The organism is Luteimonas marina (assembly GCF_007859325.1).
Taxonomy (GTDB): domain Bacteria; phylum Pseudomonadota; class Gammaproteobacteria; order Xanthomonadales; family Xanthomonadaceae; genus Luteimonas; species Luteimonas marina.
In genome coordinates, this window is sequence record NZ_VOHK01000002.1 from 586,667 (window position 1) to 602,068 (window position 15,402).

The 15,402-nt window shown below is 70.6% G+C and carries 13 protein-coding genes; 7 read left to right on the forward strand and 6 right to left on the reverse strand.

The genetic code is table 11. The features are described from left to right. Positions 1-25 precede the first annotated feature (25 nt). The 4 genes from FQY83_RS06605 (at position 26) to FQY83_RS06620 (ending at position 4,300) form a co-directional block, all read left to right on the forward strand. The gene (locus FQY83_RS06605) at positions 26-1,075 is read left to right on the forward strand and encodes a LacI family DNA-binding transcriptional regulator (RefSeq protein WP_146386279.1); all 1,050 of its coding nucleotides are present in this window, start codon (positions 26-28) and stop codon (positions 1,073-1,075) included. A gap of 345 nt (positions 1,076-1,420) precedes the next feature. Then, positions 1,421-2,269 carry a 5-dehydro-4-deoxy-D-glucuronate isomerase gene (gene kduI, locus FQY83_RS06610; RefSeq protein WP_146386281.1) on the forward strand — a complete coding sequence of 283 codons (849 nt, stop codon included), beginning with the start codon at positions 1,421-1,423 and terminating at the stop codon, positions 2,267-2,269. A gap of 27 nt (positions 2,270-2,296) precedes the next feature. Further along, positions 2,297-3,055, forward strand: coding sequence for a 2-dehydro-3-deoxy-D-gluconate 5-dehydrogenase KduD (gene kduD, locus FQY83_RS06615; protein ID WP_146386283.1), 759 nt, complete (start codon positions 2,297-2,299; stop codon positions 3,053-3,055). Positions 3,056-3,178: 123 nt separating this feature from the next. Next, complete coding sequence (locus tag FQY83_RS06620; RefSeq protein WP_425478603.1) at positions 3,179-4,300, forward strand: GDSL-type esterase/lipase family protein; 1,122 nt, start codon at positions 3,179-3,181, stop codon at positions 4,298-4,300. 24 nt (positions 4,301-4,324) lie between these two features. Here FQY83_RS06620 and FQY83_RS06625 read toward each other — a convergent pair whose 3' ends face one another. Then, positions 4,325-4,543 carry a hypothetical protein gene (locus tag FQY83_RS06625; protein ID WP_238333425.1) on the reverse strand — a complete coding sequence of 73 codons (219 nt, stop codon included), beginning with the start codon at positions 4,541-4,543 and terminating at the stop codon, positions 4,325-4,327. Positions 4,544-4,603: 60 nt separating this feature from the next. Here FQY83_RS06625 and FQY83_RS06630 point away from each other — a divergent pair, with 60 nt between their 5' ends. From FQY83_RS06630 to FQY83_RS06640, 3 genes are all read left to right on the forward strand, one after another. Continuing rightward, positions 4,604-5,380 (forward strand): SDR family oxidoreductase, encoded by a 777-nt coding sequence (locus FQY83_RS06630; protein ID WP_146386285.1) that lies wholly within the window; start codon positions 4,604-4,606, stop codon positions 5,378-5,380. Then, a complete protein-coding gene (locus FQY83_RS06635) occupies positions 5,370-5,876 on the forward strand; it encodes a methyltransferase family protein (RefSeq protein WP_146386288.1) in 507 nt (168 codons plus the stop codon). The genes FQY83_RS06630 and FQY83_RS06635 overlap by 11 nt, the downstream gene beginning before the upstream one ends. A gap of 91 nt (positions 5,877-5,967) precedes the next feature. After that, positions 5,968-6,402, forward strand: a complete 435-nt coding sequence (locus FQY83_RS06640) for a VOC family protein (protein ID WP_146386290.1) — start codon at positions 5,968-5,970, stop codon at positions 6,400-6,402. A gap of 12 nt (positions 6,403-6,414) precedes the next feature. On the opposite strand, the gene FQY83_RS06645 is transcribed toward FQY83_RS06640, so the two are convergent. The 5 genes from FQY83_RS06645 to tsaC all read right to left on the reverse strand — a co-directional run bounded on the left by FQY83_RS06645 (position 6,415) and on the right by tsaC (position 14,939). Next, positions 6,415-7,071, reverse strand: a complete 657-nt coding sequence (locus FQY83_RS06645; RefSeq protein ID WP_146386292.1) for a DUF4124 domain-containing protein — start codon at positions 7,069-7,071, stop codon at positions 6,415-6,417. Further along, positions 7,071-7,808: a DUF4124 domain-containing protein gene (locus FQY83_RS06650; protein WP_146386294.1), complete on the reverse strand. Its 738-nt coding sequence runs from the start codon at positions 7,806-7,808 to the stop codon at positions 7,071-7,073. The genes FQY83_RS06645 and FQY83_RS06650 overlap by 1 nt, the downstream gene beginning before the upstream one ends. 312 nt (positions 7,809-8,120) lie before the next feature. Continuing rightward, positions 8,121-9,602, reverse strand: a complete 1,482-nt coding sequence (locus FQY83_RS06655; RefSeq protein ID WP_146386296.1) for an FAD-dependent oxidoreductase — start codon at positions 9,600-9,602, stop codon at positions 8,121-8,123. 141 nt (positions 9,603-9,743) lie between these two features. Then, complete coding sequence (gene gltB / locus FQY83_RS06660; RefSeq protein WP_146386298.1) at positions 9,744-14,201, reverse strand: glutamate synthase large subunit; 4,458 nt, start codon at positions 14,199-14,201, stop codon at positions 9,744-9,746. Between the two features lie 177 nt (positions 14,202-14,378). Further along, positions 14,379-14,939 carry an L-threonylcarbamoyladenylate synthase type 1 TsaC gene (gene tsaC, locus FQY83_RS06665; RefSeq protein ID WP_146386300.1) on the reverse strand — a complete coding sequence of 187 codons (561 nt, stop codon included), beginning with the start codon at positions 14,937-14,939 and terminating at the stop codon, positions 14,379-14,381. Positions 14,940-15,402 lie beyond the last annotated feature (463 nt).

The window sequence follows — 15,402 nt, forward strand, 5'->3', positions numbered from 1 at the left end:
CCGGTATCACCGGGCGGGACAAGACATGCCGCGTACTCGCAAGGAACCAGACGCCAGGGCCGACTTCCGCGGCAAGGCGGCGACCATCAACGACATCGCCCGGCTCGCCGGCGTGTCCAAGAAGACGGTGTCGCGCATCATCAACCGCTCGCCGCTGGTGCGCGGCGACACGCGCGAGAAGGTCGAGGCGCTGATGCGCGAGGTCGGCTACGTGCCCGACCCGCTGGCGCGCGGGCTGGCGTTCCGGCGCTCGTTCCTGATCGGCATGATCTACGACAACCCCACTGCGCAGTACATCGTCGACATCCAGTACGGCGCGCTCGACGCGCTGCGCGACTCGGGCTTCGAGCTGGTGGTGCATCCCTGCGACAGCCGCAGCCCGGACTACGTGACCGGCGTGCGCCGCTTCGTGCAGCAGCAGAAGCTGCACGGGGTGATGCTGGTGCCGCGCGTGTCCGAGGACCAGGCGCTGTGCGACATGCTCAACGAGATCGGCTGCCGCTACGCGCGCATCGCCGCGGTGTCACTGGACGGGCCGGAGAAGATGGTGGTCACCCACGACCGCGACGGCGCCGCCGAAGTGGCCGACTACCTGCAGACGCTGGGCCATCGCGACGTCGCGATGATCACCGGCCCGGCAGCCTACCGTTCGGCGATCGAGCGCACGGAAGGCTTCGTCGGCGCGCTGCAGCGGCGCGGCATCGAGCTGCCGAAGTCGCGCCTGGTCGAGGCCGGCTACACCTTCGAATCGGGCGTGGCCGCGGCCGAGAAACTGCTCGGCGCGAAGAAGCGCCCGACCGCGATCTTCTGCGGCAACGACGAGATGGCGGCCGGCGTCTACCGCGTCGCGCTGCGCATGGGCATCCAGATCCCGCAGCAGCTGTCGGTGGTGGGCTACGACGACAGTCCGCTGGCCTCGCGGCTGTGGCCGCCGCTGACCTCGGTGCGCCGCGACACCCGCGACACCGGGCGCATGGCCGCGGCCATGCTGCTGCAGAACGAAGCCGGCTCGCGCCCGCTGTCGAGCGTGCGCCCGCACCTGGTCATCCGCGATTCCTGCCAGCCGCCGGCGTAGGGCTGCGTTCCGCAGGTTTCCTTGCCCGTCATTCCCGCGAAAGCGGGAATCCATGGACGTTCACCGGTTGAAAACAAAGTCCATGGATCCCCGCTTTCGCGGGGATGACGGGTGAAGTCCGTTACGGAACACAACACCAGGCCCTGCACAGGGGACTTCAATCCAGCGGCGTCCAGTGTCTCCCTCGGCAGAGAGACTTGCCTGTGAAGGCTTCCAGATCTCCCGCAGATTGCACGGCACAGAGCGTACTGCGGCGCAGTATGACACCGGTTACCAAATTGCGTAGGATAGGCCCATCGACCCACTGACCGGCCTTCTGCCGGCCCCGCTTCCAGGAGCCCCGCCATGTTCTGCAAGACCTACCACGCCACCCATCCGGACATGATGGACGGCGCGAGCAACGACCAACTGCGCGACCGCTACCTGATCGGCAGCCTGTTCGTCGCGGACACGGTGCAGCTCAACTACTCGCACAACGAACGCTTCGTGATCGGCGGCGCCGCACCGGTGTCGAAGGCGGTCGAGTTGCCGCGCCAGACCGAGCCCGAGTCGGCCAAGGGCCATCCCTTCCTGGAGCGCCGCGAGCTGGGCGTGATCAACGTCGGCGCCGGCGCCGGCAAGGTCACCGTCGACGGCACCGCCTACGCGCTCGGCCCGAAGGACGGCCTGTACGTGGCGATGGGCAGCGAGGACGTCAGCTTCGAGTCCGACGATGCCGCCAACCCGGCGAAGTTCTACCTCACCTCGACGCCGGCGCACGCGCGCTTCGAGACGAAGCAGCTGTCGATCAAGGACGCGGTGGCGCTGGAGCGCGGCGCGCTGGAGACCAGCAACGAACGCACCATCTACCAGTACATCGTGCCGGCCACCTGCCAGTCCTCGCAGCTGCTGCTGGGCCTGACCGTGCTCAAGACCGGCAGCGTCTGGAACACCATGCCGCCGCACCTGCACGACCGCCGCAGCGAGGTCTATTTCTACTTCGACCTCGGCGAGAACGATCGCGTCTACCACTTCATGGGCCAGCCGGAGGCGCAGCGCCACATCGTGGTGCAGAACGACGAGGCGGTGGTGTCGCCGCCGTGGTCGATCCACATGGGATCGGGCACCAGCAACTACGCCTTCATCTGGGCGATGGGCGGCGAGAACCTCGACTACACCGACATGCACGTGCTGGACATCTGCCAGCTCAAGTAACCGCGCGACACACCAGGAGAACGCATCGTGGCAAGCAATCCCTTCAGTCTCGAAGGCAAGGTCGCGCTGGTCACCGGCGCCAACACCGGCCTCGGCCAGGGCATCGCGCTGGCGCTGGCGCAGGCCGGCGCCGACATCGCCGCCGCCGGCATCGTCGAAGCCGCCGAAACCGGCGAGAAGGTGCGCGCGCTGGGCCGCCGCTTCCTCAACCTCGACGCCAACCTGACCAGCATCGAGCCGGTCGAACGACTGGTGAAGGAGACCGTCGACGGCCTCGGTGGGCTCGACGTCCTGGTCAACAACGCCGGCCTGATCCGTCGCGCCGACGCGGTCGACTTCAGCGAGAAGGACTGGGACGACGTGATGAACGTCAACATCAAGTCCGCGTTCTTCATGTCGCAGGCGGCGGGCCGGCACTTCATCGCGCAAGGGCGCGGCAAGATCATCAACATCGCCTCGATGCTGTCGTTCCAGGGCGGCATCCGCGTGCCTTCGTACACCGCGTCCAAGAGCGGCATCGCCGGCATCACCCGCCTGCTCGCCAACGAGTGGGCGAACAAGGGCATCAACGTCAACGCGATCGCGCCGGGCTACATGGCCACCGACAACACCGCCCAGCTGCGCGCCGACGCCGAGCGCAGCAAGGCGATCCTCGACCGCATCCCGGCCGCGCGCTGGGGCGAGCCATCGGATCTCGGCGGCACCGCGGTGTTCCTCGCCAGCGCCGCGTCGGACTACGTCAACGGCGCGGTGATCCCGGTCGACGGCGGCTGGCTGGCGCGCTGAGGTTTTCTCCGGAACGGGCGGGGAGGTCGACGTCCTCCCCGATGTGGTCCTCTCCGCCCGTTCTTCTTGTCTTGCGCTGCTGGCCGGCAACCGCAGTTCCACCCGACACCGAGCGAAGCCATCGTGCGGATCCTGAAAGCAGTCGCCGCCTGCATCGCCCTGTGCGCCGCCACCCACGCCGCGGCCGGTGAACCGCGCCGCGTGTTCATCGCCGGCGACTCCACCGCCAGTGCCTATCCCGCCGAGCGCGCGCCGCGCGAGGGCTGGGGCATGCAGCTGCAGCCCTGGCTCGCCGAGGGCTGGGACGTGCGCAACCATGCGCAAAGCGGGCGCAGCGCGCGCAGCTTCGTCGAGGAGGGCTGGCTCGACGGCATCGCGCGGGAGCTGCGCGCCGGCGACGTGCTGCTGGTCCAGTTCGGGCACAACGACGAGAAGGTCGAGGACCCGACGCGCTACAGCGATCCCGCGCTCGCCTTCCCGCAGTGGCTGGCGCGCTACGTGGCGCTGGCGCGCGCACATGGCGCCACGCCGGTGCTGGTGACGCCGGTGGCGCGGCGCAAGTTCGACGGCACGCAGCTGCTCGACACGCACGGGCCGTATCCGCAGGCGGTGCGCGAACTCGCGCGGCGCGAAGGCGTCGCGCTGGTCGATCTCGCCGGTTCGAGCATGGACTGGCTGCGCGCGCTCGGCGACGCCGCGTCGAAGCCGTACTACCTGCACCTGCCGGCGCAGAAGCAGGCCGACGACACCCATTTCAGCGCCGCCGGCGCCCGCGTGGTGGCCTGCCTGGTTGCGGCCGGCTGGCGCGATGCCGATCCCGCCGCGCCGGTGAAGCCGGTCGACACCGACGAATGCCGCGCCATTCCCGCGCCCGCGCCCGCGCCGGTGTCGCCTTCGACCGTGGTCAACGAGGCCGACATCGCCGTCGGGCAGCCCGGCCCGCACGAGGGCGCCGGCACCACCACCGCGTATCCGTTCTTCGCCGACGCCACCGGCTTCGACCTCGTGTTCCGCAAGCGCGCGCTGCACCCGGGCGCGACCATCGGCGGGCACGTCAACGACAAGGACGAGATCTACTACGTGCTGTCGGGCCGCGGCGAGCTGGTGCTCAACGACGCGACGCGCGAAGTCGGCCCGGGCGACGCGATCCTCACCCGCAGCGGCGACAGCCACGCGCTGCGCCAGCTCGGCGACGAGGACCTCGTGATCTTCATCGTCTACGACGAAAGCGCGCGCAAGCCCTGAGGGGGGCCTCCCGCAAGGGCGGCTTCAGCCGCCCGCAGCCTCGATCGCCGCGCGCTGCGCATCGGCCGCATCCTGCACCGTATCCTCGACCGCCTTCGCCTTGTCGATCGGCGCCTGGATCGCATCGCGCAGCTGCGTGGCCTGCGGCTCCGGAGGCTTGTCCCGTGGCGGTTCGGCCGGCGGCGCGCAGGCCGCGCACAGCAACGCGAGGGTCAGCAGGGCGGGCATGCGGATGGCGTCCATGGCGGCCTCCTCGGGTGAGCCGGCGCTATGCTACGCCCGACACGGCCTCGGAAACGCGACATGGACCCGCATCGCTGGCGCCTGGACGGACAACTCGCGCTGGTCACCGGCGGCAGCGCCGGCATCGGCCGCGCGATCGCGCGCGAACTGCTCGGCCTCGGCGCCACGGTGCTGATCGTCGCCCGCAGCGGCGACGCGCTCGAGGCCGCGCGCGACGAACTCGCCGACGAGTTCCCCGACGGCGACATCCGCGCCTTCATCGGCGACGTCTCCGACGACGAGCAGCGCCGGGAGATCCTCGACTGGGTGGAGGACGAAGGCGAGGGGCTGAACATCCTCGTCAACAACGCCGGCGGCAACCTCACCCGCGCCGCCGGCGACTACAGCGAGGACGAATGGCGCGAGATCTTCGAGATCAACGTCTTCAGCGCCTTCGAACTCTCGCGCTACGCGCATCCGCTGCTGACCCGGCACGCGGCCTCGTGCATCGTCAACGTCGGCAGCGTGTCCGGCCTGACCCACGTGCGCAGCGGCGCGCCCTACGGCATGAGCAAGGCCGCGATGCACCAGATGACGCGCAACCTCGCCGTCGAATGGGCCGAGGACGGCGTGCGCGTCAACGCGGTCGCGCCCTGGTACATCCGCACGCGCCGCACCTCGGACAAGCTGTCCGATCCCGACTACCTCGACGAAGTGCTGCTGCGCACGCCGATGGGCCGTGTCGGCGAACCCGAGGAAGTCGCCGCCGCCGTCGCCTTCCTGTGCCTGCCCGCCGCCAGCTACATCACCGGCGAATGCATCGCGGTGGACGGCGGGTTCCTGCGCCATGGGTTCTGACATCCCCGCGCAACTGCGCGGGGCGCATCCGCCCGCGCCCTGGCTGGTGCGTTCCACCTCGCCCCTGCACTGCGTCGTCGCCTTCGCCTCGGGCGCGGTGCTGCAGCACCTGTTCGGCCTGCCGCTGCCGCAGGGCGGCGTGCGCGAGGCCCTGCATGTCGCCGGCACGGTGCTGGCCAACGCCGGCCTGCTGCTGGTGCTGTGGAGCTTCGCCCTGTTCGCCCGCCTGCGCACCACGATCCTGCCGGGTGAGGCGCCCACGCGCCTCGTGCGCGGCGGCCCGTACCGGTGGACGCGAAACCCGGTCTACCTCGGCATGCTGGCCAGCTACGCCGGCCTGGCGCTGATGTACGACGTTCCGTGGGCGCTGCTGACGTTGCCGGGACCGGTCTGGATCCTGCAGCGCGCGATCATCCCCTACGAGGAATCGCGGCTGCATGCGCGCTTCGGCCGGGACTACGCCGCCTATCGCGAAGCGGTGCGGCGCTGGCTGTGATGCCGCGGCGCGACGGCCATGACCCCGGACGTCATGGCAGCGGCCGCCGCGCGATGGTATGAAGCAGGCTCCCCATCAAGGAGCCCGACCCATGGAAGCCAGTGAACTGCACCGCGGCCGCCTGATCGACCACCTGCAGCTGGTGGTGCGTGACCTCGACGCCAGCCGGCGCTTCTACGAAGCGGCGCTGGGCGCGCTGGAGGTGCCGCTCGGCGGCAGCGGCGACGACTGGTTCTGGGCCGACGAACTGTTCGTCTCCACCGCCGGCAGCGAGGCCGCGCAGGGCGCACTGACCGGACGCCACCACTTCGCCTTCCAGGCGCGCGACCGCGCGATGGTCGAGGCCTTCCACGCCGCCGCGCTCGCGAATGGCGGCACCGACAACGGCGCGCCCGGCGAGCGCCCCTACCATCCGGGCTACTACGGCGCGTTCGTGCTCGATCCCGACGGCAACAACGTCGAGGCGGTGTACCACGGCCCCGCGCAACGCAGCGCGGATTCGGTGCGGATCACGTTCGAGGAATGAGGCGCGGGCCGCTCAGGGCGGCATCGCGCAGGTCGAGTCGGTCAGGATCTTCGTGACCCGCGCGAACTCCTCCTGCAGCGCCGGCTTGTCGGGGCCGCGGGCGTGGCGCCAGCCGGATTCGATCTCGCGCTGGCGGCGCTTCCAGCCGTCGCAGGCGGCCTTGTCGCCGACGCGCGCGCAGACGTCGTACTTGTTCTCGCAGGCGGCGCCGACGCCGGCGGTGTCCAGGCGCACGCAGCGCGGCTTGGGCGACGGGTCCTCGCTGACGTAGCTGTCGTTGTCCCAGGTCTCGCACTGGTAGATCGGCGGTGGGGGCAGGCGCTCGGCGTCGGCGAGCTGCGCCGCCTTCGGCAGGTCCGGGCGCTCGGGGCCGGTGATCGGTTCGTCCTGCGGTCCGGCGACCTGGATGAAGTTCGACAGCGGCGGCGGCGTGTAGACGGGCTCCTCGACGACCGTCAGACCACCGGAGGCCTGCGGCGGCGGCCGCGACGGCAGCGCGTCGACCTTGCGCACTTCCTGGCGGCTGCCGGCGGGGCAGGGGGTGCCGTTCTGGATCGTGACCTCGCCGCTGGCGGCGGTGCAGCGGTAGATCGTGCTGCCGTCCTGCGCCGGCGCCATCGACATGCGCAGCAGCAGCACGAGGCCGAGCACCACCGCGACGCGGCGCATCAGCCGTTCCCGCAGTCGGCGGCGAGGCGGGCGTTGATGCCGCGTTCCTCGCGGCGCAGTTCGTTGCGCTCGGTTTCCTGCGCGTTGAAGAAGCGCTTGCGGATCACGTCGCGGCGATCGACCAGGCGCGCGCAGACCTCGCCCTGCGGCAGCGTGTGGCAGGTATCGCGCACCCAGGTGCCGGCGCCGCCGTAGTCGCTGTAGCCGGGGCGATGGGGGCGATCCGGGCGACCGCCGCCGGAAGCCGGCTCCGATGGCCGCGGCGTCGGCGCCCCGACGCGGCCGCCGAGCGGGCGGTTGGCGTAGTAGTCGTTGAGCGCGCGGGTGCCGGCGCCGGCGCCAGGGCGGCCGCCGTGGCCCGGGCCGCCGCGGTAGCCGAGCGTCCACAGCGGCACCCAGCGCGGGTTGCCCTCGTTGTCGTCGCTGGTGTAGCGCGCGCCGTCCGGCGTGACGCATTCGTACATCGGTTGCGGCGCGCGTGCCACGATGACCTGCGGCGGCGCGGGCGATGCCTCCTCCGCGACCAGGACGGGCGTCACGGGCACGACGGGCGCGGGGCCGTCCTTGGGGCGCTGCATCGAACGCACTTCCTCGCGCGACCCGTCGTCGCAGGGCACGTCGCCGAGGGTGACGTGGCCCTTGCCGTCGACGCAGCGGTAGATCGTGACCGGATCGGCCGCGGCGGCGCTGCCGGCAAGCGACAGGAACAGCACGCAGGCGGACAGGCGCAGGGACATGCCCGCCATCTTGCCGGCCGCGGCGCGGCGCGGCAAACCCGGCTGCTATCGGGTCAGGCGGCGTTCAATCGCCGGGGCGTCCCGGCGCCTGTTCACGATCTCCGGATCGAGCGTCATCTCGGCGAAAACATCGAAGGCGCCATCACGGCAAGAACAGCGAGGACGTCATCCCGGCGAAAGCCGGGATCCATCTTGATCTTGATTCGCACGGACAGAACGAAGGCCAACGTCACAATGGATCCCGGCTTTCGCCGGGATGACGTCTTGAATCCTGATGGTTGCACGCCCGGTACAGGGAGCGCCGCCGGCCCCTCAGGCCGCGTCCAGCGCCGACTGCATGCCCTCGGTGTCGCGCAGCATGCGTGCGATCGTGGAGGCGGCGTCGCGGCCTTCCTGCACCGCGGTCACCACCAGGTCCGCGCCGCGCACGCAGTCGCCGCCGGCGAACAGGCGCGGGTGCGTGGTCTGGTAGGGCAGGCGGTCCGCGCCGCCGGCGAGGATGCGGCCGTTCTCGCGCGCCTGCACGCCGAGGCTGGCCAGCCAGTCCGGCAGCCGGGGCGAGAAGCCGAAGGCGATGATGACCACGTCGGCCGCGATCACCGATTCGCTGCCCTCGACCGGCACCGCGCTGCGGCGGCCCTTCGCGTCCGGTTCGCCCAGTTGCGTTTCCACCACGCGCACGCCGCTGGCATTGCGGCCGTCGTCGCTCTCGATCGCCAGCGGCTGGCGGTTGAACAGGAAGCGCACGCCTTCCTCGCGGGCGTTGGCCACCTCGCGCGCGGAGCCGGGCATGTTGGCCTCGTCGCGGCGGTAGGCGCAGGTGACGCTCGCGGCGCCGAGCCGGATCGCCGAACGCACGCAGTCCATGCCGGTGTCGCCGCCGCCGAGCACCACCACGCGCTTGCCGGCGAGGTCGGGCAGCGCCAGCCGGTCTTCCCATCCGGCGATCGGACGGCCGCGCGGGTCGCTGCCGGTGACGATGCGCCCGTTCTGCACCAGGAAGGGCAGCGCCGGCAGCACGCCGGACAGGTCCTGCCCGGCGAGGCCACCGTCGGTGTAGCGATAGGCGCCGAGGCCGAGGAACACCGCGTCGTAGTCGGACAGCAGCGTGCCCATCGCGATGTCGCGGCCGATCTCGACGCCGAGCTTGAAGCGCACGCCCATTTCCTCGAGCACGTCGCGCCGCGTCGCGATCACCGACTTGTCGAGCTTGAAGCTGGGGATGCCGAACTGCATCAGGCCGCCGATCTGCTCGTAGCGGTCGAACACGGTGGGCGCGATGCCGGCGCGCACCAGGCGGTCGGCGCAGGCCAGGCCCGCGGGCCCGGCGCCGACCACGGCCACGCGCTTGCCGGTGGCGACGACCTTGGACAGGTCCGGCCGCCAGCCCTGCTCGAAGGCGGTGTCGACGATGTACTTCTCGACCGCGCCGATGGTCACCGCGCCGAAGCCGGCGTTGAGCGTGCAGTCGCCCTCGCACAGGCGGTCCTGCGGGCAGACGCGGCCGCACATCTCCGGCAGCGGGTTGGTTTCGTGGCATAGCGCCGCAGCTTCGAGGATACGGCCCTCCTCCACCAGCTGCAGCCAGTTGGGGATGTAGTTGTGCACCGGGCACTTGGCCTCGCAGTACGGGTTGCCGCAGTCGAGGCAGCGCCCGGCCTGGTAGGCGGCCTCGGACTGGCCGAACTTGCCGTAGAGCTCGTTCCAGTCGCCGTCGGTGCGCAGCTGCAGCGGCACCTTGCGCGGCATGTCGCGCGGGACGTCAAGGAACTGGAAAACCTTCTTCTTGCTCATGGCGGGGCCGTGATGGGTGGATTCGTGACGGATGGTTCGAGAAAGCGGCGCGGCGCGAACGGCCGGCCGGAGGCGTGCCGGCCACGTGCCGGATGCCCATGCTTTTTCGAATCACCAATGACGAATCGTCCATCACGGCGCTCACGCTGCCCTTCGCAGCTCGTTGGCCAGCGCCTCGAGGCTCGCGGCCTTGGGCTTGACCAGCCAGAACTTGCCGACGAAATCGCGGAACTCGTCGAGGATGCGCGCGCTCCAGGCGCTGCCGGTGAGCGTGGCGTGCGCCTCGATCATGTCGGTCAGGTGCTGGCGGTAGTTGTCGAAGCTCTCCGGCGAGATGCGGACGATGTCGATCAGTTCGTGGTTGTAGCGGTCGACGAAGTCGCGGTCGAGGTCGAGCACGTAGGCCAGGCCACCGGTGAAGCCGGCGCCGAAGTTGAGCCCGGTGCGGCCGAGCACGACCACCGAGCCGCCGGTCATGTACTCGCAGCAGTGGTCGCCCGCGCCCTCGACCACGGCGACCACGCCCGAGTTGCGCACCGCGAAGCGTTCGCCGGCGCGGCCGGCGGCGTACAGTTCGCCGCCGGTGGCGCCGTACAGGCAGGTATTGCCGAGGATCGGCGCCGAGCGCGATTCGAACACGCTGCCGCGCGGCGGCGACAGCACGATGCGGCCGCCGGCCATGCCCTTGCCGACGTAGTCGTTGGCCTCCCCTTCCAGATGCAGGTGCAGGCCGCCGGCGTTGAACGCGCCGAAGCTCTGCCCGGCGCTGCCGGTCAGGCGCAGTGTCAGCGGGCGGTCGGCCATGCCGGCGTTGCCGTGGTGGCGCGCGACCAGGCCCGACAGGCGCGTGCCGATGCTGCGGTCGGTGTTGCGGATGGTGTCGACGTGTTCGCCGCCTTCGCCGCGCTCGATCACGCCCGACAGCGCCGCATCGAGCCGCGCCGCAAGCCCGTCCGGCGGCGCCTGCAGCGCGGGCGCGCCGCAGTACGCCGCGGCCTGTGCGGGATCGCGCGCCAGCAGGCGCGACAGGTCGATGTCGACATCGTCGCGGGTGTGGCGCAGGTGCTGCTCCAGCAGATCGGTGCGGCCGACGATCTCGTCCAGCGAGCGCGCGCCGAGCGAGGCCAGCAGCTCGCGCACGTCCTCGGCGATATTGCGGAAGAAGTTCTCCACGCGCTCGGGCAGGCCGGTGAAGTGCTGCGAGCGCAGGCGTTCGTCCTGGGTGGCGACGCCGGTGGCGCAGTTGTTGAGGTGGCAGATGCGCAGGTACTTGCAGCCCAGCGCGATCATCGGCGCGGTGCCGAAGCCGAAGCTGTCGGCGCCGAGCATCGCCGCCTTGACCACGTCGAGCCCGGCCTTGAGCCCGCCGTCGGTCTGCAGCAGCACGCGCTCGCGCAGCTCGTTGGACTGCAGCGCCTGGCGCGCCTCCGACAGGCCCAGTTCCCAGGGCACGCCGGCGTAGCGGATCGAGCCGAGCGGACTGGCGCCGGTGCCGCCGTCGTGGCCGGAGATGGTGATGAGATCGGCGCCGGCCTTGACCACGCCGGCGGCGATCGTGCCCACGCCCGCGTGCGAGACCAGCTTCACCGAGATCAGCGCGCCCGGGTTCACCTGGCGCAGGTCGAAGATCAGCTGGGCGAGGTCCTCGATCGAATAGATGTCGTGGTGCGGCGGCGGCGAGATCAGGCCGATGCCGGGCTTGGCGTAGCGCAGCCGCGCGATCAGCGGGTTGACCTTGCTGCCCGGCAACTGGCCGCCTTCACCCGGTTTCGCGCCCTGCGCGACCTTGATCTGCAGCACCTCGGCGTTGATCAGGTACTCGGGGGTGACGCCGAAGCGGCCCGAGGCGATCTGCTTGATCTTGCTGCGCCTGTCGGTGCCGTAGCGCGCGGGATCCTCGCCGCCCTCGCCGGAGTTGCTGCGCCCGCCGAGGCGGTTCATCGCGATCGCCAGCGCCTCGTGCGCCTCCGGCGACAGCGCGCCCAGGCTCATCGCCGCGCTGTCGAAGCGCTTGACGATCGACGAGACGGGTTCCACTTCCTCCAGCGGCACCGGCGCGCCCAGCGGCTTGAGCCGCAGCAGGTCGCGCAGCGCCGCGGGCGGGCGCGTGTTGACGTGGTCGGCGTAGGCCTTCCAGTCCTCGCGCGTGCCGGTCAGCACCGCGCGCTGCAGCGTCTGCACCACGTCCGGGTTGTACTGGTGGTACTCGCCGCCGTGCACGTAGCGCATCAGGCCGCCGGGTTCGGGCAGGGCGTTGTCGTCCCAGCCGTGCTCGGCCAGCGCCCAGGCATCGGCCTCCAGCCGCGCGAAGCCGGCGCCGCCGATGCGCGAAGGCGTGCCCTCGAAGCACAGCGACACCACGTCCGCGTCGAGGCCGACGATCTCGAACAGCTGCGCGCCGCGATAGCTGGCGATCGAGCCGATACCCATCTTCGACAGGATCTTGAGCAGGCCCTTCTTGACGCCGCGGCGGTAGCTGCGGCCGAACTGGGTCGGCTCGTTGCTGGTCTTGCCGCCGAGCAGGCCGCGGCGCGCGAGCGCGGCCAGGGTCTGGTAGGCGAGGAAGGGATACACCGCGGTCGCGCCGAAGCCGATCAGGCAGGCGAAGTGGTGCGGATCGCGTGCGGTGCCGGTCTCGACGATCAGGTTGGCGTCGCAGCGCAGGCCCTTGCGCACCAGGTGCAGGTGCACCGCGCCGGTAGCCAGCAGCGCATGCACCGCGGCGTGGCCGTGGCGCGGGCGGCGGTCGCTGAGGATCAGCAGCTCCACGCCCTCGCGCACCGCGGCCTCGGCCTCGTCGCAGATGCGCGCGAGCGCCTCGCGCAGCGGGGTGCGCTGGTCGAAGTACAGGTCGATGTAGCGATGGCGCGTGGCGAAGCGCTCCAGCGCCAGCAGCTGGTACAGCTTGCGCTGCGACAGCACCGGCGAGTTGAGCATGACGTGGTTGACGTTCTCGGCCTGGTCCAGGAACAGGTTGCCCTCGCGGCCGATCTGGGTGGAAAGCGTCATCACGCACTCCTCGCGCAGCGGGTCGATCGGCGGATTGGTGACCTGGGCGAAGGCCTGGCGGAAGCAGTCGTACAGCGGGCGCACGCGCTGGCTGATCGCCGCCATCGGCACGTCGTCGCCCATCGAGCCGATGCCTTCCTGCTCGGTCTCGGCCAGCGGGCGCAGCACCGCCTCCTGTTCCTCGCGCGAGAACTGGAACAGCTTCTGGAAGGCGAGCAGGGTCTCCGGCGTGAATGGCGCGTCGGTCAGGGCCGGGTCGATCAGCTCGGTGTGCAGCCAGCTCATGCCGCGCTTGAGCCACTGCTTGTACGGCGCGCGCGCGCGGTTGACGTCGTCGATGGCGTCGGTGTCGAGCAGGCGTTCGCCCTCGAGGTCGATCGCGATCATCTCGCCGGGGCCGAGCTTGCCCTTGGCCTTGACCTGCTCCGGCGGCAGGTCCCAGACGCCGGTTTCGGAGGCGATCACGAACACGCCGTCGTTGGACAGCGTCCAGCGCGCCGGGCGCAGGCCGTTGCGGTCGAGCGTGCAGGCGGCGAAGCGGCCGTCGCACATCACCACGCCGGCGGGGCCGTCCCAGGGCTCGGAGTTGATCGAGTAGTACTCGTAGAACGCGGCGAGGTCGGTGTCCTTGTACTCCAGCGACTGCGTCGCCGGCGGGATCAGGATGCGCATCGCCTGCAGCAGGTCCATGCCGCCGAGCAGCAGCCATTCGAGCATGTTGTCGAGCGACTGCGAGTCCGAGCCGTGCATCGTGACGGTGGACTCGAACTCGGACACGTCCAGCAGCGGTGACTTCCACACCGGCTTGCGCGCCTGCGCCCAGCGGCGGTTGCCCTCGATGCTGTTGATCTCGCCGTTGTGCGCGAGCCGCCGGAACGGATGCGCCAGCGGCCAGCGCGGCAGGGTGTTGGTCGAGAAGCGCTGGTGGAACACCACCGCGCGCGCGGCCAGCTCCGGCCGCGACAGGTCGGGGAACAGCTGCCGCAGGTGGCTCGGCAGCACCATGCCCTTGTAGCCGAGCAGGCGCGGCGACAGGCCGACGACGTAGAAATCCCCGACGTCCGCGAGCGCCTGCTCGCTGCGCCGGCGGGCGAGGAACAGCGCGCGCTCGAAGGCGTCGAGGTCGGCGTCGTCGCCTTCGACGAACACCTGTTCGATGCGCGGCACCGAGGACTGCGCCAGCTTGCCGCAGGCGGCGAGGTCGATCGGCACCACGCGCCAGCCGGCCACGCGCGCGCCGGCGCGCTGCAGCTGTTCGCGCAGCGCTTCGCGGCAGCGCGCGGCGGCATCGTCGTCGTGCGGCAGGAACACCATGCCGGCGGCGACCGCGCCGGCGTGCAGCTCGAATCCCGATTCTCGCGCCAGCGTGCGCACGAAGCCTTCGGCGCCGTGGACCAGCACGCCGCAGCCGTCGCCCGACAGGCCGTCGGCGGCGACGCCGCCGCGATGGGCCATGCGCGACAGCGCCTCGAGCGCGATGTCCACGATCTCGCGCGCGGGTTTGCCCTCGATCTTCGCGATCAGGCCGAATCCGCAGCTGTCGTGTTCATCGCGGGGGTCGTGAAGCCCCCGATCCGGGGATGCCCGCATCGTCGTCGTCGTCGGTGGGTAAGGTGGGTGGGTAGCGTGGGGATCGAAGCCGGGCACACTGAAACTCCACCCGGCGGCGCGTCCACGGATTCGAATAAAACACAAATTGTGCGGCGCGGCAACGGCGGCGCACAGTTGGTTTCCGGTGAAACAGGAAGCGCGCAAAAAGCCGCGTTTTCAGCGGAGTTGGCGACCGTTGCGCGCGTCGCGGATCGCGGTCGGTTGCTCGAGTCCGGAGGTTTCCCCGGCAACGATCGCATCGACGCCGGCGCGGATGCGTGGCGCGAGTTCGTCGTGCGCGCGCGGCGCCGGATCGCCGGCGAGGTTGGCGCTGGTGGACACCAGTGCGCCAGCGAAAGCCTCGCACAGCGCGGCGACGACCGGGTGCGCGCTGACCCGGATCGCGACGCCGGCGTGGTCGCCGGTGATCCAGCGTGGCACCCGCGGCGTGGCCGGCACGATCCAGGTATGCGGGCCAGGCCAGGAGGCCAGCACCGCGTCGCGGCGCTCCGCCGGCAGCGCGTCCCAGTCCACGAGCCCGTCGAGCTGCGCGGCCGTGGCCGCGACCAGGATCAGCCCCTTGTCGACCGGCCGCTGCTTCAGCGCCAGCAGGCGCAGGACCGCGGCTTCGTCGAAGGGATCGCAGCCCAGGCCCCAGACGCCTTCGGTGGGATAGGCGAGCAGGCCGCCGCGGTGCAGGATGGCGATGGCGTCGGTGATGGAGGACGAGGCAGGCATCGCGCCAGCTTAGGGCATCTCCGCATCCATTCCTCCGTCATCCCCGCGAAGGCGGGGATCCAGCGTCTTTGCATGGAGCAAAATGGATCCCCGCTTGACCAGCCTTCGGCTGTTGCAAAGCGCCTCGCGGGGATGACGGCACAAGAGGCGCGCGAACCGGAAGAAGATCCCTTATCTCTTTCCGATCTGCCAGATTAGGCGTCGAGAGCCGGCGTGGTCGACCGTCAATCCCTGGGTCTGAACGACCGCCAGCGAGCCAGGTCGCCACGCCGGAATCTCCCCGCACACGCCCGAACAGTTGCTCGAGTTGGCGCTCGTATCGATAAGGCTGGGCACGCCGGGAGAACTCTCGACCCCTACAGCTTAGCGGAGTTGAGATGGCCTACGGTGTCGGTATCGATGTCAGCAAGTCATGGCTGGATGTTCATGTGCATGGTCTGGGGCACAGTGCCCGGTTCGGCAA

What these genes read in the sequence shown, in the direction of transcription:
- kduI (WP_146386281.1), top strand. Translation starts at nt 1,421, where the DNA reads ATGTTCTGCAAGACCTACCACGCCACCCATCCGGACATGATGGACGGC.
- FQY83_RS06655 (WP_146386296.1), bottom strand. Translation starts at nt 9,602, where the DNA reads ATGAGCAAGAAGAAGGTTTTCCAGTTCCTTGACGTCCCGCGCGACATG.
- tsaC (WP_146386300.1), bottom strand. Translation starts at nt 14,939, where the DNA reads ATGCCTGCCTCGTCCTCCATCACCGACGCCATCGCCATCCTGCACCGC.
- FQY83_RS06635 (WP_146386288.1), top strand. Translation starts at nt 5,370, where the DNA reads ATGGGTTCTGACATCCCCGCGCAACTGCGCGGGGCGCATCCGCCCGCG.
- FQY83_RS06625 (WP_238333425.1), bottom strand. Translation starts at nt 4,543, where the DNA reads ATGGACGCCATCCGCATGCCCGCCCTGCTGACCCTCGCGTTGCTGTGC.
- FQY83_RS06650 (WP_146386294.1), bottom strand. Translation starts at nt 7,808, where the DNA reads ATGTCCCTGCGCCTGTCCGCCTGCGTGCTGTTCCTGTCGCTTGCCGGC.
- FQY83_RS06645 (WP_146386292.1), bottom strand. Translation starts at nt 7,071, where the DNA reads ATGCGCCGCGTCGCGGTGGTGCTCGGCCTCGTGCTGCTGCTGCGCATG.
- FQY83_RS06630 (WP_146386285.1), top strand. Translation starts at nt 4,604, where the DNA reads ATGGACCCGCATCGCTGGCGCCTGGACGGACAACTCGCGCTGGTCACC.
- FQY83_RS06605 (WP_146386279.1), top strand. Translation starts at nt 26, where the DNA reads ATGCCGCGTACTCGCAAGGAACCAGACGCCAGGGCCGACTTCCGCGGC.
- FQY83_RS06640 (WP_146386290.1), top strand. Translation starts at nt 5,968, where the DNA reads ATGGAAGCCAGTGAACTGCACCGCGGCCGCCTGATCGACCACCTGCAG.
- gltB (WP_146386298.1), bottom strand. Translation starts at nt 14,201, where the DNA reads ATGCGGGCATCCCCGGATCGGGGGCTTCACGACCCCCGCGATGAACAC.